The 21,030-nt window shown below is 63.8% G+C and carries 23 protein-coding genes and 1 tRNA gene; 16 read left to right on the forward strand and 8 right to left on the reverse strand.

Annotation, left to right across the window (positions count from 1 at the left end):
* Positions 1–251: 251 nt before the first annotated feature.
* The 3 genes from QOL69_RS03905 to QOL69_RS03915 all read left to right on the forward strand — a co-directional run bounded on the left by QOL69_RS03905 (position 252) and on the right by QOL69_RS03915 (position 2,180).
* Positions 252–539: a non-histone chromosomal MC1 family protein gene (locus tag QOL69_RS03905; RefSeq protein ID WP_283402108.1), complete on the forward strand. Its 288-nt coding sequence runs from the start codon at positions 252–254 to the stop codon at positions 537–539.
* Between the two features lie 118 nt (positions 540–657).
* On the forward strand, positions 658–819 hold the full coding sequence (locus QOL69_RS03910) for a PLDc N-terminal domain-containing protein (RefSeq protein ID WP_283404207.1): 162 nt from the start codon (positions 658–660) through the stop codon (positions 817–819).
* Positions 820–917: 98 nt separating this feature from the next.
* Positions 918–2,180: a CaiB/BaiF CoA transferase family protein gene (locus tag QOL69_RS03915; RefSeq protein WP_283402109.1), complete on the forward strand. Its 1,263-nt coding sequence runs from the start codon at positions 918–920 to the stop codon at positions 2,178–2,180.
* Between the two features lie 1,241 nt (positions 2,181–3,421).
* Here QOL69_RS03915 and aceA read toward each other — a convergent pair.
* Both aceA and QOL69_RS03925 read right to left on the reverse strand, forming a co-directional pair.
* On the reverse strand, positions 3,422–4,465 hold the full coding sequence (aceA, locus tag QOL69_RS03920) for an isocitrate lyase (protein ID WP_283402110.1): 1,044 nt from the start codon (positions 4,463–4,465) through the stop codon (positions 3,422–3,424).
* Positions 4,466–4,718: 253 nt separating this feature from the next.
* On the reverse strand, positions 4,719–5,075 hold the full coding sequence (locus QOL69_RS03925; protein WP_283402111.1) for a hypothetical protein: 357 nt from the start codon (positions 5,073–5,075) through the stop codon (positions 4,719–4,721).
* A 276-nt stretch (positions 5,076–5,351) separates the two neighbouring features.
* Here QOL69_RS03925 and thiL point away from each other — a divergent pair, with 276 nt between their 5' ends.
* Entirely contained in the window at positions 5,352–6,278 is a 927-nt protein-coding gene (thiL, locus tag QOL69_RS03930; RefSeq protein WP_283402112.1) for a thiamine-phosphate kinase, read from the forward strand.
* A 367-nt stretch (positions 6,279–6,645) separates the two neighbouring features.
* Here thiL and QOL69_RS03935 read toward each other — a convergent pair whose 3' ends face one another.
* Together QOL69_RS03935 and gpmI are read right to left on the reverse strand one after the other, a co-directional pair.
* Positions 6,646–7,788 carry a thiolase family protein gene (locus QOL69_RS03935; RefSeq protein WP_283402113.1) on the reverse strand — a complete coding sequence of 381 codons (1,143 nt, stop codon included), beginning with the start codon at positions 7,786–7,788 and terminating at the stop codon, positions 6,646–6,648.
* A gap of 81 nt (positions 7,789–7,869) precedes the next feature.
* The gene (gpmI, locus tag QOL69_RS03940; RefSeq protein ID WP_283402114.1) at positions 7,870–9,441 is read right to left on the reverse strand and encodes a 2,3-bisphosphoglycerate-independent phosphoglycerate mutase; all 1,572 of its coding nucleotides are present in this window, start codon (positions 9,439–9,441) and stop codon (positions 7,870–7,872) included.
* A 165-nt stretch (positions 9,442–9,606) separates the two neighbouring features.
* Here gpmI and QOL69_RS03945 point away from each other — a divergent pair, with 165 nt between their 5' ends.
* The 7 genes from QOL69_RS03945 to QOL69_RS03975 all read left to right on the forward strand — a co-directional run bounded on the left by QOL69_RS03945 (position 9,607) and on the right by QOL69_RS03975 (position 15,505).
* On the forward strand, positions 9,607–10,407 hold the full coding sequence (locus QOL69_RS03945; protein ID WP_283402115.1) for an HpcH/HpaI aldolase family protein: 801 nt from the start codon (positions 9,607–9,609) through the stop codon (positions 10,405–10,407).
* Positions 10,408–10,519: 112 nt separating this feature from the next.
* Positions 10,520–11,179: an ArsR/SmtB family transcription factor gene (locus QOL69_RS03950; protein ID WP_283402116.1), complete on the forward strand. Its 660-nt coding sequence runs from the start codon at positions 10,520–10,522 to the stop codon at positions 11,177–11,179.
* Positions 11,180–11,307: 128 nt separating this feature from the next.
* Positions 11,308–12,228, forward strand: a complete 921-nt coding sequence (locus QOL69_RS03955; RefSeq protein WP_283402117.1) for a DMT family transporter — start codon at positions 11,308–11,310, stop codon at positions 12,226–12,228.
* Between the two features lie 81 nt (positions 12,229–12,309).
* On the forward strand, positions 12,310–13,266 hold the full coding sequence (locus QOL69_RS03960) for a LipP1 family hormone-sensitive lipase (RefSeq protein ID WP_283402118.1): 957 nt from the start codon (positions 12,310–12,312) through the stop codon (positions 13,264–13,266).
* A gap of 121 nt (positions 13,267–13,387) precedes the next feature.
* Entirely contained in the window at positions 13,388–14,080 is a 693-nt protein-coding gene (locus QOL69_RS03965) for a hypothetical protein (RefSeq protein WP_283402119.1), read from the forward strand.
* A 119-nt stretch (positions 14,081–14,199) separates the two neighbouring features.
* Positions 14,200–14,793 carry a GNAT family N-acetyltransferase gene (locus QOL69_RS03970; RefSeq protein WP_283402120.1) on the forward strand — a complete coding sequence of 198 codons (594 nt, stop codon included), beginning with the start codon at positions 14,200–14,202 and terminating at the stop codon, positions 14,791–14,793.
* A gap of 109 nt (positions 14,794–14,902) precedes the next feature.
* Positions 14,903–15,505: a DUF7978 family protein gene (locus tag QOL69_RS03975; RefSeq protein ID WP_283402121.1), complete on the forward strand. Its 603-nt coding sequence runs from the start codon at positions 14,903–14,905 to the stop codon at positions 15,503–15,505.
* A 37-nt stretch (positions 15,506–15,542) separates the two neighbouring features.
* Here QOL69_RS03975 and QOL69_RS03980 read toward each other — a convergent pair whose 3' ends face one another.
* Complete coding sequence (locus QOL69_RS03980) at positions 15,543–15,995, reverse strand: RNA-binding domain-containing protein (protein WP_283402122.1); 453 nt, start codon at positions 15,993–15,995, stop codon at positions 15,543–15,545.
* Entirely contained in the window at positions 15,992–16,594 is a 603-nt protein-coding gene (locus tag QOL69_RS03985) for an AAA family ATPase (RefSeq protein WP_283402123.1), read from the reverse strand. The genes QOL69_RS03980 and QOL69_RS03985 overlap by 4 nt, the downstream gene beginning before the upstream one ends.
* Positions 16,595–16,702: 108 nt before the next feature.
* Between QOL69_RS03985 and QOL69_RS03990 the strand changes: the two genes are divergently transcribed.
* Positions 16,703–16,777, forward strand: a tRNA-Arg gene (locus QOL69_RS03990).
* A gap of 183 nt (positions 16,778–16,960) precedes the next feature.
* On the opposite strand, the gene QOL69_RS03995 is transcribed toward QOL69_RS03990, so the two are convergent.
* Complete coding sequence (locus tag QOL69_RS03995) at positions 16,961–17,242, reverse strand: hypothetical protein (RefSeq protein ID WP_283402124.1); 282 nt, start codon at positions 17,240–17,242, stop codon at positions 16,961–16,963.
* Between the two features lie 259 nt (positions 17,243–17,501).
* Here QOL69_RS03995 and QOL69_RS04000 point away from each other — a divergent pair, with 259 nt between their 5' ends.
* Positions 17,502–18,542, forward strand: a complete 1,041-nt coding sequence (locus QOL69_RS04000; RefSeq protein ID WP_283402125.1) for a DUF8098 family protein — start codon at positions 17,502–17,504, stop codon at positions 18,540–18,542.
* Positions 18,539–19,240 carry a hypothetical protein gene (locus tag QOL69_RS04005; protein ID WP_283402126.1) on the forward strand — a complete coding sequence of 234 codons (702 nt, stop codon included), beginning with the start codon at positions 18,539–18,541 and terminating at the stop codon, positions 19,238–19,240. Before QOL69_RS04000 ends, QOL69_RS04005 begins: the two co-directional genes overlap by 4 nt.
* Here the strand turns inward: QOL69_RS04005 and QOL69_RS04010 are convergent.
* Positions 19,220–19,795 carry a hypothetical protein gene (locus tag QOL69_RS04010; protein WP_283402127.1) on the reverse strand — a complete coding sequence of 192 codons (576 nt, stop codon included), beginning with the start codon at positions 19,793–19,795 and terminating at the stop codon, positions 19,220–19,222. The two genes, QOL69_RS04005 and QOL69_RS04010, sit on opposite strands and share 21 nt — an antisense overlap.
* A gap of 336 nt (positions 19,796–20,131) precedes the next feature.
* Here QOL69_RS04010 and QOL69_RS04015 point away from each other — a divergent pair, with 336 nt between their 5' ends.
* Both QOL69_RS04015 and QOL69_RS04020 read left to right on the forward strand, forming a co-directional pair.
* A complete protein-coding gene (locus QOL69_RS04015) occupies positions 20,132–20,380 on the forward strand; it encodes a hypothetical protein (RefSeq protein ID WP_283402128.1) in 249 nt (82 codons plus the stop codon).
* Positions 20,381–20,624: 244 nt separating this feature from the next.
* Entirely contained in the window at positions 20,625–21,017 is a 393-nt protein-coding gene (locus QOL69_RS04020; RefSeq protein ID WP_283402129.1) for a DUF1648 domain-containing protein, read from the forward strand.
* Positions 21,018–21,030: the final 13 nt, after the last annotated feature.

The raw sequence follows: 21,030 nt of genomic DNA on the forward strand, positions 1-21,030 counted from the left end.
TCGCGCTGCGTCAGCTACCCACGACTGAAGTCGTAGGCTTGGATAGCCTCGCACCGCACGGCCAGCGCCAATTTAATTATCGGTGGGCCAAGTGCGCCCCCGATGTCGGGGCTGGCTGACGGACAGCCCGTCCCTGCCAACACATTTGGCTGTCAGGGACTACAATTACTTTTGAGGGTTCGAAGTATCAATCTGTTGTCTCGGTACCGCGTCAGCCTTCCTCCCACGACAGAAGTCGTGGGCTTCCGGCCTTGTACCGGTGTGATCAGGACGGCGGAGAAGAGAGCGTCTTCTCCGGGCAAGTGCCCCGGCAGGCCGCGCTGAAGGCCGCCCGACGGGTGGATCCGTCCAGCAGTCACGAGCGCGCGAAGGAGCAAACGACCGAAATCCGAATCCGAGAGAAAGGCACCGACAAGGTGTACATCTACGACGCGTGGACGTGGGAAGAAGACGCACCGGCGGACGCCCCGGACTGGATGCCCGAACAGATCACCGAGGCCAACGTCTCCAAGCAAGGAGTCCGTCACATGGACGGGTAACGTCGTCCACTGTACCGACTGCGCCCTATACAGCCAATTCAGCTATGAGAACTGTTATACATCCACATTACGGATCGCCGCTGTGATCGAGTCGATTCCTCTCTTAGGTGGCCTCGGACTGACTGTCCCATCCCTGTGGATAGTCTTCCTCTTGGCGGCCATCTGGACGTACTTCGACGCTCAAAAGAACAGCGGCCATCCGGCTATTCTCTGGGCGCTCGTCGTCTTTATCGCGCCTATCTTGGGGATCATCCTGTACTTCGTCATCGGCCGAAACTAGGAGGCCGTCGGTCGACCGCGCCGCAAGGCTCAGTACCCTCGCGGGCGAGCCGTGTCGCATGAACCGGACACGGCGGCGGTCCGCGGAGGCGAGACCGCGTGGTCGGTGAGGCGCGCGACCCCGAGGGCGACACCGGACCGCTCGACGGACTCACCGTGTTGGACCTCTCGCGCGTCCTCGTCGGCCCGTTCTGTACCATACAACTGGGCGATCTCGGCGCGGAGGTGATCAAGGTCGAACGCCCCGGCGACGGCGACCAGACCCGAACGTGGGTCCCGCCGGCGTTCAGCAGGCGCGACGGAGACGGGCGCGGCGAGGGCGAGGGAGCCGAAAGCGCCTACTACGTCAGCGTCAACCGCAACAAGCGGTCGGTCCAGCTGGATCTGACGACCGAGGCGGGCCGCGCGGTCGTGCGCGACATCGCGCGCGAGGCCGACGTGCTCGTCGAGAACTTCCGGGTCGGCAAGACCGCGGAGTGGGACCTCGACTACGGCGACCTCGTCGACGAGAACCCCGGCCTCGTCTACTGCGCCATCTCCGGGTTCGGCGAGTGGGGACCGGACCGCGACGAGCCGGCCTACGACATCACGATGCAGGCCCGCGGCGGCTTCATGTCCTTCACCGGCGTCGAGGGCGGCCCGCCGGTCCGGATCGGGGTCGCGCTCGCCGACGTCGGTGCCGGGATGTACGCGACGCAGGCGATCCTCGCAGCCCTCCTCGAACGCGAGCTCGGCGACGGCCGCGGGCAGAAGATCGACGTGAGCCTCCTCGACGGGCAAGCCGCCTGGACCAGCTACATGGCGACGAACTACTTCGCGGGCGGCGAGCCGCCCGGCCGGATGGGGAGCAAACACCCGAACATCGTCCCGTACCGGGCGTTCGAGACGGCGGACGACTACGTCGTCGTCGCCTGCTCGTCGGATCGGTTCTGGCCGCCGCTGTGCGAGGCGCTCAACCGCCCCGACCTGCTCGCCGACGAGCGGTTCGAGACGAACGAGGGGCGCGTCCGCAACCGCGAGGTCCTCGACCGCGAACTGGAGGAGACGTTCGCGGCGCTGACGACTGCGGAGGCGGTCGCGGCGCTCGAAGCGCACGACGTGCCCGCGAGCCGCGTCCGCGACGTGAGCGAGGTGTTCGACGACCCGCAGATCGAGGCGCGCGGCATGCTCGCCGAGGCGGACCACCCGACCGCCGGGACCGTGACGTTCCCCGGTTCCCCGATGCACTTCTCGCGGACGCCGACGACCGTCCGCCGCCATCCGCCCGCGCTCGGGGAACACACGGAGTCGGTGTTGCGCGAGTACGGCTACGGCGACGGCGACATAGACGAACTCCGAGAGCGCGGGGCGATTTCGGAATAGCGGCACCGTTGAAACTCTCAACGGCTGATGGTTTTCACATCGTATTCGCTCAGTGCGGCGAAGTAACCGACGAATCCCCAGTGCGGTGGCGCGTGCCTCCGAGCGGTCGCCTCTGGCGACCGCGAGGAGCACCGCGCGAGGGAGTCGGCTAGCCGGAGCGAAGCGGAGGCTAGCCGACGAGGCTGGGGAGGCGCGAGGCTGCGGTGCGGAGCGGTGCGGGGTGGGATTCGAAGGGGCAGCCGCGAGGACGCTCCTCGGCGTTCACGAGAGCGAAGCTCTCGTGAGCCAATCAGAACGCGAAGCGTTCTGATGACGACGTAAGCACCGTAGCGAGCAACGCGAGCGAGGAGCGCAACGAGCCGCGGGAGTCCTCGCGGCTGGGGCTTCGGTGGTCGTGTCCTTGGTAAGCGCGTCGTCGTAGCGAGCTGCTGGGACTTCGGAGGTGTTCACCACGCTAGCAACGACTTTGTTCTCATCACCGACAGGACTCACGAAATACCTGTCTTATAAGCAACTCTCATCAGCCGACTATTTCAGGCGAGAATGTATCTGAAAGATCAGAGTTCAACAGAGCCACAGTGCCCTATTTTTCCTCAAATGCTACTGAAGATCGGCTCGGGACATATCGACGTAACACATACGCAATAGTGGATGTTGTAATCCCTACTGGTACACCATACAGAATTGCTGTCCCCACACCGGTTAACAGTCCATAGTCCGGTTGGGGATGATTAAGCGAGACGACACCATACAGAGTATAGCCGATGATGGTGATGACGGCGGCAGCAATACTCACTAGTATTCCGTCATTTCGATATGTATGTATCCCTGCGAGGATACTCGCTGATACTGTGGCTCCGAGTGGACTCATAAGTAAACTAGATGATGTTCCCACATCGAAATTCCCAGTAAGGTAGAGTTGGCCGAAGAATAAGCCCATAAGAATGACCGAGTACCCGAGATACCGAAGCGATCGTTTCAAAGACTTCCCTAGAAGAAGCGATTCTAACTGCGGTCTCATCTATGCTGGTCGGGTTACTGGTTAGATAAATTTTCTAGTTTCTTTATTCAGAGTAACGGGCGGAACGGTCCGTCGATACGCACCCTTCAACGACCGGCCGTTCGGGCGAGAAAGCGTCTGAAGAACAGTGTTTCAACGGGGTCGACGTAGTGAGTGTGAGACGGTTCCGGCGAAAAGATCGATCGACGCGGGAGGCGGGTCGTGCCCCCGAGTCTCCGTCTCAGTCGTCGCCGCCCTCGGAGGCCGTGATCGGGTCGTTCTCCTCCTCGGTGAAGCCGGCCGACTCCTCCTGCCGCTTGCGCGCCTCGGGGTCGAACTCGGCCTCGATGTCCTGATACCGCGGGACGAAGGAGAGCTCGTGGTGGCTCTCCGTCTCGTGGCCGATGTAGCGCTCTTCGAGGTCGAACTGCGCCTGCTCGTCGTTCTCGGCAATGTTCGAGAGGTCCTCGTAGACGGCGTGCGCGCCCGAGTGAAGCCCGTACAGCGTGATGAAGATGTACTGGTAGCCTAACTCGCCCAGCTCCTCGAAGGTGAGCGGGTCCTCCTCCGCGCCCCACTCGAACGACGAGGAGTAGTTGAAGGCGAGATCCAGGTCGGGGTGGGTCTCGTGGATCGTCTCGGCGTACTCGACCGCGTCCTCGCGGGACGGGTCGGGCATCTCCGGCCAGACGAGGTCGACGCCGGCGTCGGCGTAGATCCGCCCGCGTTCGAGGTGTTCCTCCCAGTCGCCGTTGGCGGAGCCGTACGCGTCGGTGCGGGCGATGATGACGGTGTCCTCGCTCTGCTTGGCGTCGACGGCCGCCTCGAAGCGCGAGCGCGCCTCCTCGCGGGAGACGATCTGCTTGCCGGCGATGTGGCCGCAGCGCTTCGGCGAGGTCTGGTCCTCGATGTGGACGGCGGCGACGCCGGCCTTCTCGTACTCGCGGACCGCGCGCCGGACGTTGTGGATCCCGCCGTAGCCGGTGTCGCAGTCGGCGATGACCGGGAGGTTCGTCGCCTCGACCATGCGCTTCGCGTTCTCGACCATCTCGGTCATCGTGACCATCTCCAGGTCGGGGAAGCCGAACTGGCCGAGGACGGTGGAGTAGCCGCTCATGTAGGCCGCGTCGAGGCCCGCCATCTCCGCGAGGCGGGCGTCGAGCGCGTGGTAGATCCCGGGCGCGAACGTGTACTCCTGCTCGTCGAACAGCTCGCGGAGCTTTCGGCCGGCCGGGTTGTCGATATCTCTGTCGAAGACGTCGTCGTCGAGTTCGTTGGGATTCATCGGTTACTGTGTGGTGGCGTGGTCGCTGGGTCGGTTCGGCGTTCGGTCGCTGGGTCGGTTCGGCGTTCGGTCGCGGGCGGCGGCGGCGCTCATCGCGAGCCTCCGTCGGTCCGCGTCGCGGCGCGTCCCCCGTCGGACGGGGTCGCGGGCGCGAACGTCGTGGAATCGGGTCGGGGGCCGTCGCCGGTCCCGGCCATCGGAACCGGTCTGTGCGTCGAGCGGGTCGGACGCGTTCGGTCGCCGGCGTCGGCGCTCATCGCGAACCCCCGTCCGTCTGCGTCCGCGAGGCGGGACGCAAGTCGGGGACGAGCGGCGCGTCGCGCTCGCCGTCGGTCGGCGGACGCGTGGGAGTAGTGGCTTCGGTCCGCGGCGCGTCGCGCTCGTCGGCGGTCTGCGGCGTCGAGTCCGGCGACCGGGGGCGCGCCCGGCGGGTCGGCATCGTCGGGACCAGCGGCGCACCCGCCGCTTCGGTGAGCGGAGTGCGGCCGGGGACGGTCCGCGGAGAAGTAGTCGGGTCAGTTCGGTCGGTCGACGTCGAGTCCGTCGAACGAGTCGTCGTGGTGTCTGTGCGTCGGGTCGTGTCGTCGGGCGTGTCGTTAGGTGTCGTCATCGGGTCGTGTGGGCGGTTGCGGCGGTCGTTCGGTGATCGGGTCTGTGCGTCGGGTCCCTGCGTGTCCGGATACGGATACTGCCATTGCGACCGGGAAGATTCGGAGGATGGTAATAAACATAATGATTGATAATGATAATATTCGTTATGTTGTTTTATTCGATTAAATGTTCCATGACAACACGAGCCATGATAGCGGCGGATCGGGACAGATCCCTCGGGTGACGCCGGTCCGGGACCGATCGCTTATTGCTCCCACGCGCGGAGCGTGGAACAGTGAACGAGCGCGACGCCCTCCGGGCCCTCGCGGCCGACCTCCCGCACGCGGGCGACGACGCCGCCGTCGTCGACGGGACGGTCATCACGACGGACATGCTCCACGAGCGGACGGACTTCCCGCCGGGAACGACGCGGTACACCGCGGGCTGGCGCGCGGTCGGCGCGTCGCTGTCGGACGTCGCCGCGACGGGCGCGAGCGCGAGCGCGGCGGTCGCCGTCTACGCCGATGAGGCGTTCGACCGCGCGGAACTGGAGCGGTTCGTCGCCGGCGCGGTCGACGTCTGCCAGGCGGTCGACGCCGAGTACGTCGGCGGCGACCTCGACGAACACACCGAGTTCACGACCGCGACCACCGCGATCGGAGCAGTCACCGGCGCGGGACCGGTCACCCGGGCCGGAGCCGAACCGGGCGACGCGCTCTGCGTCACCGGCGAGTGGGGGCGGTCGGCGGCCGCGCTGCGGCTGTTCGAACGTGGAAACGCAGGGGACGACGACGGGGCGGTCGAGCGCGCCAACGAGCTGTTCCGGTTCACGCCGCGCGTGGCCGACGGGCTGGCGCTTTCGGCGACCGCGACCGCGATGATGGACTCCTCCGACGGGCTCGCGCGGTCGTGTCACCAGTTGGTCGAGGCGAGCGGCGTCGGGATCGAACTGGACCGGGAGGCGGTTCCGGTTCATCCCGCGGTCGAGGAGGTGGCCGCCGGGGCAGACGAACGGTTCGAGATGGCGGCGCACTTCGGCGAGGACTTCGAGCTGTTGTGTGCGGTCCCGGAGTCCGAGGTGGCGGCGGTTGAGGAGGCATGTCCGGCCGGTCTGACGCGAATCGGGAGGGTGGTCGAGGCGGGTGGAGGGGAGGCGGGGCCGCGCGTAACGGGCGACGGCGAGCCGTTACCCGACCGCGGCTATACACACGGCGACGAGTAAGCAGAGGGCGTCGCCCGGGTTTCCGGAGTCTCGCCCGCTCGGATGTGCGTGACGGACTTCATTGGGATCGACTTCGTGGGCAAGACCGCCGAAGCCCCAGCCGCGAGGCGGGCAGACGCTCGTTGCGCTCCTCGGCCGCTCGCATTGCTCGCTCCCTGCGGTGCTTACGTCGCCTCTGCCCGCCTCGCGACTGCCCCTTCGAGTCCCGCCCCACACCGCACAGCCTCACACCTCCCCAGCCTCGTCGCTGGCGGTTGTCGCTTCGCTCGACCGCCAGCGACTCCCTCGCGCGGCGCTGTCTCGCGGTCGCCACGGGCGACCGCTCGCAGGCGCGCGCCACCGCAGACGAAAAGAGTCGGGTAGTTCGTTACCGCAGGAACTCGATCGCAGCGCCCTGCCCGAAGCCGACACAGAGCGTCGCGAGGCCGCGCTCGGCGTCGCGCTTCTCCATCTCGTGGAGGAGCGTGACGGGGAGGCGCGCGCCGGACGCGCCCAGCGGGTGGCCGAGCGCGATGGCACCGCCGTTGACGTTGTAGACGTCCTCGTCGATGCCGAGTTCTCGGCGGGCGTACTCGCACTGGGAGGCGAACGCCTCGTTCAGTTCGACCAGGTCGTAGTCGTCGATGTCGGTGCCGGCGCGGTCGAGGAGGCCCCGAGTCGCCGGGACCGGCCCGATTCCCATCACGGTGGGGTCGACGCCGGCGACGTTGTTCGTGCCGACCTCGGCGAGCACGTCGAGGCCGTGCTCGTCGGCGAACGCCTTGCTCGTCACGACCGTCAGCGACGCACCGTCCGATATCTGTGAGGAGTTTCCGGCGGTCACCGTCCCGTCGCCCGTGAACGCGGGCGACAGGCCGGCGAGCTTCTCGGCGGTCGTGTCCGGGCGGATCCCCTCGTCTTCCTCGACGAGGCCCTCGTCGGTCTCGACGGGGACGATCTCGTCGTCGAACCGGCCCGACTCGGTCGCCTCGGCGGCGCGCTGGTGGCTCCGGGCGGCGTACTCGTCTTGCGCCTCGCGGCTCACGTCGTACTCCTCGGCGACCTTCTCGGCGGTCATCCCCATCTGGAGCTGGAAGATGTTGTACCGCTCCGACAGCTCTGGGTGGAGGTGTTCGTAGGAGTCGCCGTCCATCGGCACGCGGCTCATGTTCTCGACGCCGCCCGCGATGATACAGTCGCGGTTGCCGGCGGCGATCGCGTCCGACGCCGAGATGACCGCCTGCATCGAGGAGGCGCACCAGCGGTTGATCGAGGTCGCGGGCACCGACTCGCCTAGCTCGGAGAGGAGGGCGATGACGCGCGCAACGTTGTTGTCCTGTTCGGTGCGCTGCTGGGCGACGCCCCACATCAGGTCGTCGACGTGGTCGCTCGTCAGCCCGGTCTCGTCAAGCGCGTGGTCGATGAGCGTCGTCGAGAGGTCCTCGCTGCGAACGTCCTCGTAGACGCCGCCCTCGCGTCCCTGCGGTGTTCGGTAGGCGGCCGCGATCACGGGCGTCGTGTCGTCTGTCATGGTCGATCACACGACGGTGGCGACCTTAAAAGGCCGTGGAACGGGCGAGAATCGATCCCGAGTTTATCGTTTATTCTCCCGTCACTCGACGAGCAGGCTCTCGCCGGTCATCTCGGCGGGCCGGTCGCGGTCCATCAGGTCCAGCAGGGTCGGGGCGATGTCGCACAGCGACCCGTCCTCGCGGACCTCGCGGTCCCCGCCGTCGCCGTCGGGCGTCAGGTAGACGAACGGGACCGGGTTGAACGTGTGGGCGGTGTGGGGGTCCTCGGGGGTCCCCATGTCGTCGGCGTTGCCGTGGTCGGCGGTGACGACCGCGTGGCCGCCCGCCTCGGCGACGGCGTCGAGGAGGCGGGAGAGCTGCGCGTCGACGGCCTCGACGGCCTCGACCGCCGCGTCGAAGTCGCCGGTGTGACCCACCATGTCCGGATTCGCGTAGTTGAGCACCATCAGGTCCGGGTCCGCCTCGTCGATGATCCCGACCGCCTCGTCGGTGAGTTCCGGTGCCGACATCTCCGGCTGCCGGTCGTACGTGGAGACGTCCGGGCTCTCCACGATCTCGCGTAGCTCGCCGGGGAACGCCACCTCGCGGCCGCCGTTGAGGAAGTAGGTCACGTGGGGGTATTTCTCCGACTCGGCGATCCGGAGCTGGGTGCCGTCGGCGTCCGCGACGACCTCGCCGATCGTGTTCTCGGGGACCTGCGGCGGGAACGCGACCGGGAACTCGAACGTCTCGTCGTACTCGGTCATCGTCGTCATTCGAATATCAGGCCCGTCGAGGTCGAACGCCCACTCGGGGCGGGTGCCGGTCAGCATCCGGACCAGCTGTCGGGCGCGGTCCGCGCGGAAGTTGAAGAAGATCACGGCGTCGCCGTCGGCGAGCGCGGGCTCGTCGTCGACGAGCGTCGGCTCGACGAACTCGTCCGTCTCGCCCCGGGCGTGGGCCTCGCGGGCGGCCTCGACGGCCGTCTCGGCCTCGTGCGGGGCCTCGCGCTCGACGATCGCGTCGTACGCCTTCCTCGTCCGCTCCCAGTTCTCGTCGCGGTCCATCGCGTGGTACCGGCCCGTCACGGTGGCGACGTGGCCCGTCCCGCGCTCGTCCGCCTTCGCGGTCACCTCGGCGAGGAACCCGTCGGCGATCTCCGGGGCCGTGTCGCGGCCGTCGGTGAACGCGTGGGAGGTAGCCGGCACGCCCGCGTCGGCGGCGGCGTCGATCAGCGCGAGCAGGTGTTCGACGTCGGAGTGGACGCCGCCGTCGGAGACGAGGCCCATGAAGTGGACGCGGCCGCCCGTCTCGGCGGCGTGGTCGAGCGCGGCCGCGATCGCGTCGTTGTCCGACAGCGACCCCGCCGCGAGCGCGTCCGTGATCCGGGTGTACGCCTGTTTGACGACCCGGCCCGCGCCGATGTTCAGGTGGCCGACCTCCGAGTTGCCCATCTGCCCCTCGGGAAGCCCGACGCGGCGACCGTGAACGACGAGCCGTCCGTCGGCCCCGCGGGCGGTCGCGTCGTCGAACGTCGGCGTGTCGGCGGCCGCGACCGCGTCGCGGCCCGCCGGTCGCCCTGAGGGGTCGACCGTCTCGCCGTCCGCCCGATCCCCGCCTCCCGGGCCGCTTCCGAGTCCCCAGCCGTCGAGAACGATGAGTGCCGTCTCCATACCCCCCGTCTCTCCGCGCTCGGTAACTACCCTTCGGCTCGGTGCGCGCGGTCTCAGCCCTCGTCGCCCGGCTCCCACTCCGCCCTCGTCGCCCGGCCCCCACTCCGCTCCTGTCACCCGGCCTCCCACAACGGTTTGCCCGCGGGGACCGAACGGCGAGGCGACATGGCAGATCACTCGCGGACGAACGGATTCGCGGCGACGCTGGCGAACGACGAGGTCGCGCTCGGCGTGCTCGATAACGCGTACAGCCCGACGCTCGTGGAGCTGTACGGCGAACTCGGCGTCGACTTCGTCTGGCTGGACTTCGAGCACGGCGGTCCGGACCCGTGGGACGCGGGGACGGTCGAGAACCTGCTCCGGGCCGCCGAGCGGACCGGCGTCGAACTGCTCGTCCGACTTCCCGACACCGACCCGGCGCTCGTGCGGAAGGCGCTCGATCTGGGGGTCAGAAACGTCTTCCTCCCGCGTGTGAAGGACGCGGCCGAGGTTCGGGAGGCGGTCGCCTCCGCCCGGTTCCGGTACGAGGACGGGGCGGGCGACCGGGGCCTCGCCGCGCCGCGAGCCCGGCGCTGGGGGCTGGTCGACGACTACGTGGCGACCGAGGACGCCGAGACGACGGTCGGGACGACGATCGAGACCGCGGCCGCCGTCGAGAACGTCGACGAGATACTCGACGTCCCGGAGCTCGGCTTCGTGTTCATCGGGCCGTTCGACCTGTCCGTCTCGCTCGGACACCCCGGAGAGATCGACCACCCCGAGGTCAGAGAGGCGGTCGAGACCGTGCGGTCGAAGGCGGTCGAGGCCGGGGTTCCGGTCGGCGGTCTCTCCTTCGGGACCGACGACGCCGCGGAGAAGGCGGCCGACGGCTACCAGATTCTCAATCTCGGCAGCACGACCGGCGCGCTCCGACAGACCGTGACGGAGTGGCTCGACGCGTCCGACGACCCCGACGACGAGCCGTGACCGACCCCGACGACGAGCCGTGACCGAAGTTCCGGGACGGCGAGGGGACGATCGGTGACGCGGTCGACCGCGGAAGTCACCCTTATACGTTTTCGACGCTAACCACACGTTAATGGACTCCGCGGTACTGCTCGATCTCCTGGGTAACGAGAACCGGCGGCGCATCCTCCGGCTTCTCTCCACCAAGCCGTGCTACGTCACGGAGATCTCGGAGTACCTCGACGTGAGCCCGAAGGCGGTGATCGACCACCTGCGGAAGCTGGAGGAGGCCGGTCTCGTCGAGTCGACGACGGACGACCAGCGACGCAAGTACTTCCGTATCGCGCGCAGCCTCCGGCTGGAGGTGAGCGTCTCGCCGTACGGCTTCGGCGCGAAGAGCGCGTATCCGGCGAAGAACAGCCTCGACATGTCGGGACGGTGTCCCCACCTCTCGATCGAGGCCCCGGACGGCTCGGGCGCGACCGGCGACCTCGCCGAACTCGCGGAGGAGTTCGCGCGGCTCCAGGACCTCGACCGCGAACTCTCGCTCGCGCAGCGGTGGGTTCAGGGCCGCGTCGAGGACGCCCTCGCCGAGATCGACGAGCGACTGGGGGGGCAGGCCGACAGCCGATTCTTCGCGACGGTCATCGCCGCGGTGATCGAGACCGACGGCACGCCCGCGGCGGTTGCCGACGAGGTCGGCGCGCGGGAGTCGACGGTCGCCGACGCCCTCCGGCGGCTCTCCGACGTCGGCGTCGTCGCCCGCGACGCGGACGGGTATCAGGTGCGCTGACGGGTCGGGTGCGCTGACGAGCGGTCGCCCCCTCTGAGCCCGGACGCGTCCCGCGCCCGCCATCGAGCGGACCCAGCGAACCTGACCGTTTTCGGAACCTTTTGGACCGCCGCCGGGAGAGGGCGGACGTGAGCCGTCTCAGAAACCTCGCGCTGTTCCTCGTCCTCGCCGCCGCGTGGGGGTCCGCGTTCGTCGCGATCAACGCGGGGCTGGCGTACTTCCCGCCGGTGCTGTTCGCGGCGTTCCGGTTCGACGTGGCCGGCGTCGCGATGTTAGCCTACGCGGCGTACGCGGTCGACGACCCGGTCCCCCGCGGCCGCGACGCGTGGCTGGAGGTCGTCTCCGGGGCCGTGTTCATCATCGCGGCCTACCACGCGTTCCTGTTCGTCGGCGAGAGCGACCCTGCGGTGACAAGCGCCGTCGCGGCCGTCATCGTCAGCCTCTCGCCGCTGTTGACCACGGTGTTCGCGCGGGCTTTCCTGCCCGCGGAGCGACTGACGGCGGTCGGCGCGCTCGGACTCGGGATCGGGCTCGTCGGGGCGGTGGTCCTCGCGAACCCCGACCCCGCGAACCTGACCGGCGGCGGCACCGTCTCGAAGCTGCTCGTGTTGGCCGCGGCCGCCTCGTTCGCGCTCGGCTCCGTCCTCTCCCGGGCCTCCGAGGCCGACATCGCCATCGAGACGATGGAGGCGTGGTCGATGCTCCTCGGAGCCGGACTCACGCACCTGCTCGCGCTCGCGCTCGGCGAGTCCGTCGCCGACGCGGTCTGGACGACGGAGTCGCTGCTCGCCTTGGGCTACCTCTCTATCGTCGCCAGCGGGATCGGCTTCCTCATCTACTTCGATCTGCTCGACCGGCTCGGTCCGATCGAGATCAACCTCGTCTCCTACGTCGCGCCCGTGTTCGCGGCCGTCGTCGGCTGGCTCGTCCTCGACGAGGGGATCACCCTCACGACGGTCGCCGGCTTCCTGATCATCTGCGTCGGCTTCGGGCTGGTGAAACGCGACGCGATCCGCGAGGAGCTTCGGGGCGTCGGCGTGACGGGTTGAGTCGCGGCCGAGAACCCGCCGTCCCCTCGTTCATCCGGTCCGCCGCAACCGTCTTGTCGGCGGGGCGACGACTCTCGCGGCGTGAGCGCCGACCAGATCGACCCCCAAGCGAAGCGCGCGGCGGCCCGACAGTCGCGGATTCCGCTGCCGCACGGACGCTACCGGCTGAAACTGCTTCGACTCCTAACCCGGCCGCTGACGCGGCTCCAGAACCGAAACCCGCCGAGCGTCGGCGCGACCGAGTCAGTGACCGTTCCCGGTCCCGACGACGCGGGCAGTCGGGAGACGCCCGACGACCTCGACGCGCGCCTCTATCTCCCCGCGGGCGATCCCCCGTTCCCGACCGTCGTCTTCTTCCACGGCGGCGGGTTCGTCCTCGGGAGCGTCGAGACCCACGACTGGCTCTGCCGGCACCTGACCCGAGAGAGCCGCTGCGCGGTCCTCTCCGTCGAGTACCGCCTCGCGCCCGAGAGCCCGTTCCCGGCCGCGGTCGAGGACGCGTACGCCGCCGTCGAGTGGGCCGCGGACGCGACGGACCGGCTCCGCGGAACCGGCGAGGTCGCGGTCGCGGGCGACTCCGCCGGCGGCACCCTCGCCGCCGTGACCGCGCTGATGGCCGCCGAGAAGGACGGGCCCGAGATCGCACGTCAGGCCCTCCTCTACCCCGGTATCGGCGTCGACCCCGAACAGGGGTCGGTCCGGGAACACGCCGGGATCGTCCTCTCGCGGGCGGACATCGAATGGTTCTCCGAGTCGTACTACCGCAACGAGATCCACCGCCGGAACCCGTACGCCGACCCGATCAACGCCGGCGACCTCTCCGGCGTCGCGCCCGCGACAGTCGTCACCGCCGGGTTCGACCCGCTCCGAGACGGCGGGAAGGCGTACGCCGAGCGACTGGTCGCGGACGGGGTCGCCACCAGGTACGAGAACTACCCGACGATGGTTCACGGGTTCATGACGATGCAGGACGTCGACCGCGCCCGGGAGGCGATCGCGAGCGTCGGCGACGACCTCGGCGACGCGCTCGACGCGTGACCCCATTCTGGGCACCCGGCTCTGTGCCACGGGCAACGGAGTCAATCTGAGACAGTCAACTCGACGCTCAAACTAAACAGCTACCGAAGAAATGTGTAGATAGATGGGAAAGAGTAGGCAGATGGAGGGTAGCAAAACAATACTCGGAATGCTCAGAGAGTCCCGCGATTTCGTTTTTGCGTGTATTCTGAACTCTGCACTCATTCTTGGAGTGGTTGTATTTGAGTGGAGTCTCGTTGAAATCGCTGTCATCTATCTCATCGAGATAGCGGTCATCAACCTCCTGTTCTTTTCTGTCGCGTTGTTCACGCCACAGTCCGTGGATGATCTCGATGGGGATTCTTGGGATGAGGAGCCCACTCCAATTCAACCGATTGCCCTAATACCGCCGGTATACCGGCGGAATATCAACTACGTTTTGCGAAAGGCGATTATCTCAGCTTTCATTCTTGCAGTAATCATGAGACCTGTCGTTCCCGGCTATGATTTGGATTCAGGACTTTCCCTCTCAGTTGGGCTCGCAATTGCTGGCACCGTTTTCTTTCAGCTATCGCGCGTCTGGCGCTATTTCATCGTCAACCGGTCATATCGAAACAAATCACCGGCAGACGCGTTGGCCTTCGCGTTCAGGCCCGTCTTTGAGTTGTTTCTGATGTTGGTCTTTGCGGTTGCTCCCGTCAGCTTTGTGATTATCGGGACGGGTACCGATCTGGATTCACGGGCCGTGTGGTTGCTCTATTTAGTTCCGATGGGGGCGATTAGGGCGTGGATAGGGAGTTTAGACCCTCAGACAGACGATTTTAGCATCAAATAAGAAATATATGAGTGTAACTCTCTGAGGATTTCAACAAAGGTGCGCACCCCCGTGTCGGGCGTGTGACCGAGTCTCGGGCCGCCGGTAGCGTTTTTCGGAGCCCCCGCGACTCGTGCGACGTGTTCCCCGAGACCATCGAAACGGACCGACTGCGGCTGGAAGCGAGGGGCCCCGAGACGGTCGATATCGACGAGTGCTACCGGATCTGCTCGTCGGATCCCGGCATCGACGAGGTGACCGAGTACGTCACGTGGGACCCCCACGAGACGAAAAAGGAGACGCTGGAGTTCCTCGAACGCGGCCGCGAGCGCTTCGAGGACGGCGAGGCGGCGACGTACGTGATCCGGCCGCGCGAGGGCGAGGACGGCGCGGGCGAGATCGCCGGCTTCGGCGGGTTCGACGTCGAGTGGGACCGGCGCACCGCGAACCTCGGCGTGTGGCTCCGAAAGCGGTTCTGGGGCCGGGAGTACTCCGGCGAGCGGGCCGCGGCGCTCGCGGAAGTCGCGTTCGACGACCTCGACTTGGAGGTCGTCGCCGTGAGCCACCACCCCGACAACGAGGCGTCGCGGCGGGCGATAGAGACGTACGTCGACCGTCTGGGCGGACGGCGAGAGGGACGGCTCCGGAACACCCTCGAGTTCGCCGACGGGAGCGTCCACGACGAGGTCCGGTACACGATCTCGCAGGCGGAGTGGCGAGCGGCGACCGCATGATCCGTACACCGATTTCGCAGAAAGCGGGTTTGGAACTCCGTTACTGCCGAAGTAAGGCGAGAATACTGACCCGACAGACACTTACCGCGTCCGAAACGATACCGGCCGCATGTCCTCGTCACCGACCGGCGGAGCGACCGCGACGACAGGCTCGAACCAGAGCGTTGCCAGAGACGCGATCACCGGTGCGGTGGCGGGTGCCGCCGCCTACCTCCTCGGCTACCTGACCGTCTACCTCACGCAGAGCGGCCGGATCGAGGAGGGGCTGTCGGGACTCAACTTCCTCGCCGAACTGTTCGGCGGCGATCCCATCTCGTCGTGGCAGGTGTCGGGCTGGATGTTCTACAACGCCCACTTCGTCGACACCGTCATTCCCACGGTGTTCGGCGGCACGCAGTCGCAGAACCTCATCTCGCAGGCCGAGGGCGCGTCGTTCCTGTTCGTCGTCCCGCCGGTCCTGCTGCTCGTCGCCGGCGTCGTCGCCGGGCGGGTCGCCGGCGCTGACTCCCCCGCCGGCGGGGCACGGGCCGGGGCGTTCGTCCTCGCCGGATACCTCCCGCTCGCGCTGATCGGGACCTTCCTGTTCCGGTACGCGGTCGGCGACGGGAGCGTGGCCCCTGACATCGTCACGGCCGTCTTCCTCGCCGGGGCCGTCTACCCCGCCGCCTTCGGCGCGATCGGCGGAGCGGCCTCGTCGCTGCTGAGCGACTGAGTCGAGAGCGAAAAAGATTTTTTCGGCGACGACGGGCTCAGTACGCCTCGTCTTCGGGGTCGAACCGGTCGCCGTACTCGCGGACGGGGTCGACCGGCTGGCCCTCGTCCGTCTCGGGCGCGACGTAGTCGATGAACGACTCGACGTCCGGCTGGCGGACGCGCACCTCGACGTCGATCTCGCCCAGTTCGTCCGGCTCGCCGACCGCGAAGTTGACGACGCCTTCGAGCGCCGCCTGCTTTTTCAGCGAGAAGGCGAACCCCTCGTCGGTGCGGTTCTGTCGGAAGACGCGGCGGGCGGTGTCGAGGATCTCCTGTTCGTGGAGCACGTCGGAGAAGGCGTCGAGGCTGTGCGTCTCGGAGACGAGTCGCCCGTCCTCGTGGACCGGTTCGGCGTCCGGGAAGACGTTCTCGACGGCGTCGGCGACGCGGTCGGTCACTTCCGTGTCGTGAACCGGGGTCTCGATCCGGACGTCGACGCTGTAGATCACGCGCCGTCACCCCCCGCGTTCGGCGTCTCGGCGGGGTCGCCCGCTTCGCGTTCGACACCCAACACCTCGCGGACCCGCTCGCGGAACGCCGCGAGGCTGTCGGTGTTGTCGATCTCGACGTCGGCCCGTTCGAGGGTCTCGCCCAGCCCGAGTTCGATCTCGCGGTCGTCGCGCTCGCGGAGCGCTTCGAGGTCGGAGTCGGAGTCGTCGCGGCCGCGCTCGCCCAGTCGCTCGGCGCGCAGCTCGAACGGCGCGCGGATCGCGACGAGCGTGAAGTCGTCGCCGAACGCCTCGCGGAAGCGGTCGAGTTCGACCGTCGAGCGGAGGCCGTCGACGAGGACGGTGTCGCCGCGGTCGCTCTCGGCGGCCGCCTCTCGGATCCGGGGGAGCGTCCGCGCGGCGATGGCGTCGTCGCCCTCCTCCTCGCGCAGCGTGCCGGCCATCCGCCCGTGGTGTTCGGCCGGGTCCAGCCCGCGGCGGCGACACTCGGCGCGGATCACGTCGCCCATCACGACGACCGGGATGCCGGCCGCCTCGGCCACGTTCGCCGCCTCCCCCTTCCCGCTGCCGGGGAGACCGACGGTTCCGATGACGTTCATTACCGGCGGCTACTCCGCTCGCGGACTTAGGTCTGCTGTTGGGCGGCCCCGAGCGGGCCACCGCGAACCGCGGGCGTTTTTTAGACCCGGCGGATTAGAAGCGAATGAGGGCACATAGCTCAGCCCGGATAGAGCGTCGGACTTCTAATCCGACGGTCGTGGGTTCGAATCCCACTGTGCCCGTCCCCAAACCTTCGGTTCTTTGCTCGTTTCTGAAACACGGGCTAATTAGTACTAGAGGGCATCACGAGCGGGGTTCTCGAACAACTCAAAAGATCGGTAGCCGAGTGCCGACAGCGCGTGGTCCTACGGAGAATCGCCACGGAAGGCCCTCATCCGCGAACGAGTCCAGGCCTACCTCGATGTTCACGGGCGCGACGTATCCCTGCCCGCGATGCTGGCGCGTCTCAACATCGACCCGGCGCACAAGGGGTTCGTCGGGAGATACTGAACGGAGAAGACCAACCCGACTCCGAGGCGGTTGACCGACGCCCGGCAGAACCGATGTTCGGATACGAGCTGAAGGCAATCGTCAACCGCGACGGGAACGAACACCAGTCTGGAGGCGGCGGCGTCGACATGGTACACCTGAATCTTCCGGTCCGGAACATCGTCGAGAACACCCGGCTCGCGAATGATCTCGTTCAAGGAGAGATTTTCCGTGACAGTCGTTTAGGGGTAGCGAGTCACGATCCGAAAGTAATTGCTAGTCGGTTCATCGAAGAGGGAATTACGCAGCCCGAAGTCGCCGATCGGCTCCTCGTTGTTGATGATTATCACATCCTGAACCCCGCCATGGGCCGTAATAAGCCTCGACCATGTGTGAACTGTCCTGAAGATCGGTAGATCAGATACGTCGATCCTAGATTTTATAATATTGGCTGAATCATGTATCAGTGAGAAACAGATGTCGTTCTCCTACTTTGAGTCCGCAGACGAGTCCACAATTCATGTGGCAAAGGATATGCGGGACGGACTCCAACTTGCTCTGGGTGAGGAGGAAGTTGAGCTGTCAAATAGTAATCGCGAAGATGCTGTTGTCGGTGTTAGTCCGGATCTTCTTTGGGTGAATAAAGCCGTCTATCGTGCTATTAATGAGATCCCAAGATCGGGGGAGCTTCCAGTCCTGTACTCGTGGTTCCGGTACGGGCCATCAGTGCCGATACATATCTTTCATACTGATAACCTTGTTCCAAGTACATTAGGTGAATATGTCGGGAACTTACAAGATTCAAGGAGTGGTTCAAGCCATTCCATCTATGAATTCTTTGAATTCTTCAGAGACTTGATTAGGGGTGATGATTTCTTCTCCCCCGAACAGTCCCTATCAGAATATCTTCTAGAGCTCTACGAGAGTGCACCTGCCCCGTACAGAGATTTATACAAGAACAATATCAAAATCCAACAGTTATTGGCTGACATTAAGAAAATAACAGATGCTACACCGATGACGGAGAACCGCGTAGAGGAGTATTTCAGTAAGTTTGAATCTATAAAACCTCGGTTCGAGCGTTCACTTTACGAGATAGAGGAGATACCAGAAGATGCAGAAGATCACATAATTGACTTCTTGTACTTAATAGAGGATGTTCTAGAATCATTCAAAGAGGTTGATTTCGTATCTCGAACCCAACAAACCCCGATTAATGATTTGTGGTACAAATATCAGAAACATGCTTGGCCGTGGCCAGCAAATTGGATTTCACATAATACTAGTGATGTGAATAAACCAGCTGCAGCTGAATTCCGGCGATATTTGGACTCAGAAATAACCGATCAAAAGTCTGGGTGGCAGGATGAAATTCAGGGTCTCCGAATAAAACTTCGAGAAACTGGGGTGCTGAAAGCGAGTTCAACCCGGACGCCACTAGAAATTAGTAGCGGAGCTGTAGCACAGATAGACGATGCGATCCTAGGGGATACTTCCTCGATCCAAACCCACGAATGACAGAATTTCTCTGTATATCACTAATAACGGATGCTGCAAGGTTCGATAATGGAGAAGGATTTCAATCAGCATCTATTGAATATTTGAGAAATAGAGAGAATGATAAAGTTATCACAGAAAAAGTCAAAGAAATAGGTCGTTCATTGCTGGAGATGCGCGATAGAGTGTATCGTATACTTTGTTCAGAGTTTTCAAGCGCAGAATATGACCTAGATGATGAGGACAGTATAGAATCCACTATTAGAGATGTTGTATCAATATCAACGATCCGTAGAGAAATTACAGATCCTCTCCCTCCGGGACTTGGAGGTGGGCTGGAGGAACTTGAAAATGTACTCATAGAGAACATGGACAACGACCCCTTTGAAATTGTGTCTAATATACGAAGAAATATTAGAAGTAGGAATACAGACGTAGTAGATTATTTGGAAGAAAGGGTACGTGAGGTTAATCCGGGAGAAGTAGATGGAATCCGTACTGCTCTCAAAGAACGAATTGATTCCGATATAGTAGCTTGTACATGTGCGGATGCGGCAGGTTGGTGGACGCCACGTCCTCATTCAGTTCGTTTAACAGTCGGTCAGAAATCTGAAATAGAGTCTAACCTTGATATTATCAATGAGTACTTCGGAGAAAGAGGCGGATCACCAAGAGGAGTCGATCTAATAAAGTTAGAGTTACAAGAAGTGACGCAATAACGGAATTCGGTCACGTGCTCGTGTAGTACTAGGGTCAATTTCTTCTAATCTTTCTAGTGCATCTGAACGAATCTCCGAGATATTCTCCATCCAGTCATTCCTAAAGTCCTCAAGTTGAGGGTTCATATTTGTTGGATCAGGTTCTGGTTGGAGATATATTGATGTGAAGTCACGAATGTCATCTACAGGTGAATTTTCAGTTACTCCCTCAGATATCGGCTGAATCTCATATGGTGCTCTTCCAGCATGACGATACAGATCATATACCAGTTCATCAAGAAATTCAAGGGAATGTTCTTGATCAGCATTATTAAATGATAAATCAGAAAATGATGTTGTTCCACGTCTGGATTCAATATTTATATCTCCATCTAATCGGCGTAATTCCCACTTAATCAAGGATGTAAGAGTTACTGTCTGGCTAAACCATTCCTCAGCTGCATCTGACCGTTGTTGATCTCTGACTTCACCGATTTTCCATATAGAAATTACAAGAGATAGGAAACTCGACAGGGCAGCCGAAAGTCCAATTGTTAGCAAATTTGGGTTAGTCATAAGAACGCATTGAAACTTATCTGGTTTAGTATTGCTGGGACTCAGTCAGAGGACACCTCATTATATTATAATTGAACATACCTATATTATATCTAATTGATAGGTTCTATAATATTAATTCCACATAAACAAATAGTCAGAATATATCCTATTGTCGTCTGACTACATTCATAATTCTATGTATTTGTGTTTAACTACAAAATAATGGAAGTATTTATTGTAATGTCGACTGAAAGACCGACACCACCTGACGGTTACGAATAGTTCGAAAGCAACGATCCCGACAGCGACGTGCCGACCGTTAAGCTCGGTCCTAGTGATATGCTTGAAGGGCTTGTGCTCGATCTCACCGGAGGAGAGGGAGAGTACGGGCCTTGGTACAGGCTCAAGGTAAAAGACGAGAGTCGCGGAGTCGTGCGGTATTTCGCGAAAAACGAGGTCAAGCGCGCAGCTGCGGCCGACAGCATTGAGGTGGGCGGACAGATCTGGGTCGCGATGGATACCGACAAGGTGACGCTCAAACGCGACGACGGCTCGACGCACGACTACAACCCGACGATGGTCGCGTTCCCGGGTAGTGACTGATGGCGTCATCCTACTCGAAATCGATGGGTGATCCCTTCTTGGACTACACTCACCTCCGGACGTTTCCGCATCACCTGTCGGCCGTGTTTGTATTCACCGAACTCACCTAATTCGGCGGGATTTTCGAGGAGAGAATCCACAATTGGCTCTGCGATCCAAGGATCCCACCGCGCTCGTCATCCCCGAACACCACCGCCCACACCACGACGAACGTATTTATCGGCTCGTTGCGTATTCGCCCGGCATGAACCCTCCAGCCCGCTTCCTCGCCCGCCAGAAGACGGTCGCCGCCCTCGTCACCCTCACGCTGTTGGCCCTCGGACTCGCGCTCTACGGGGCCCTCCCCGACCAGATGGCGATCCACTGGAACGCCGCCGGTGAGCCGGATAACGTCGTCAGCAAACCGGTCGCGATCCTCGCGATGCCCGTCATCGTCGTGTTCATGAGCGTGCTGTTCGAGGTCACTGGGGGCGACGCCGGCGACCGGATCGTCGGCTCGCTGGCGATGCTCCTGCTGCTCGTCGTCCAGGTGATGGTGTTCGGGGCGAACCTCGGGTACGACGTGCCGATCGTTCCGATCGCGCTGGCGCTGGCCGGCGGGATGGTGGCCGTGGCCGTGTACTTCGAGACGCGGTAGGGTCGGCGAGAGC

This window comes from Halorubrum sp. DM2 (assembly GCF_901686465.1).
In the GTDB taxonomy this organism is placed as follows: domain Archaea; phylum Halobacteriota; class Halobacteria; order Halobacteriales; family Haloferacaceae; genus Halorubrum.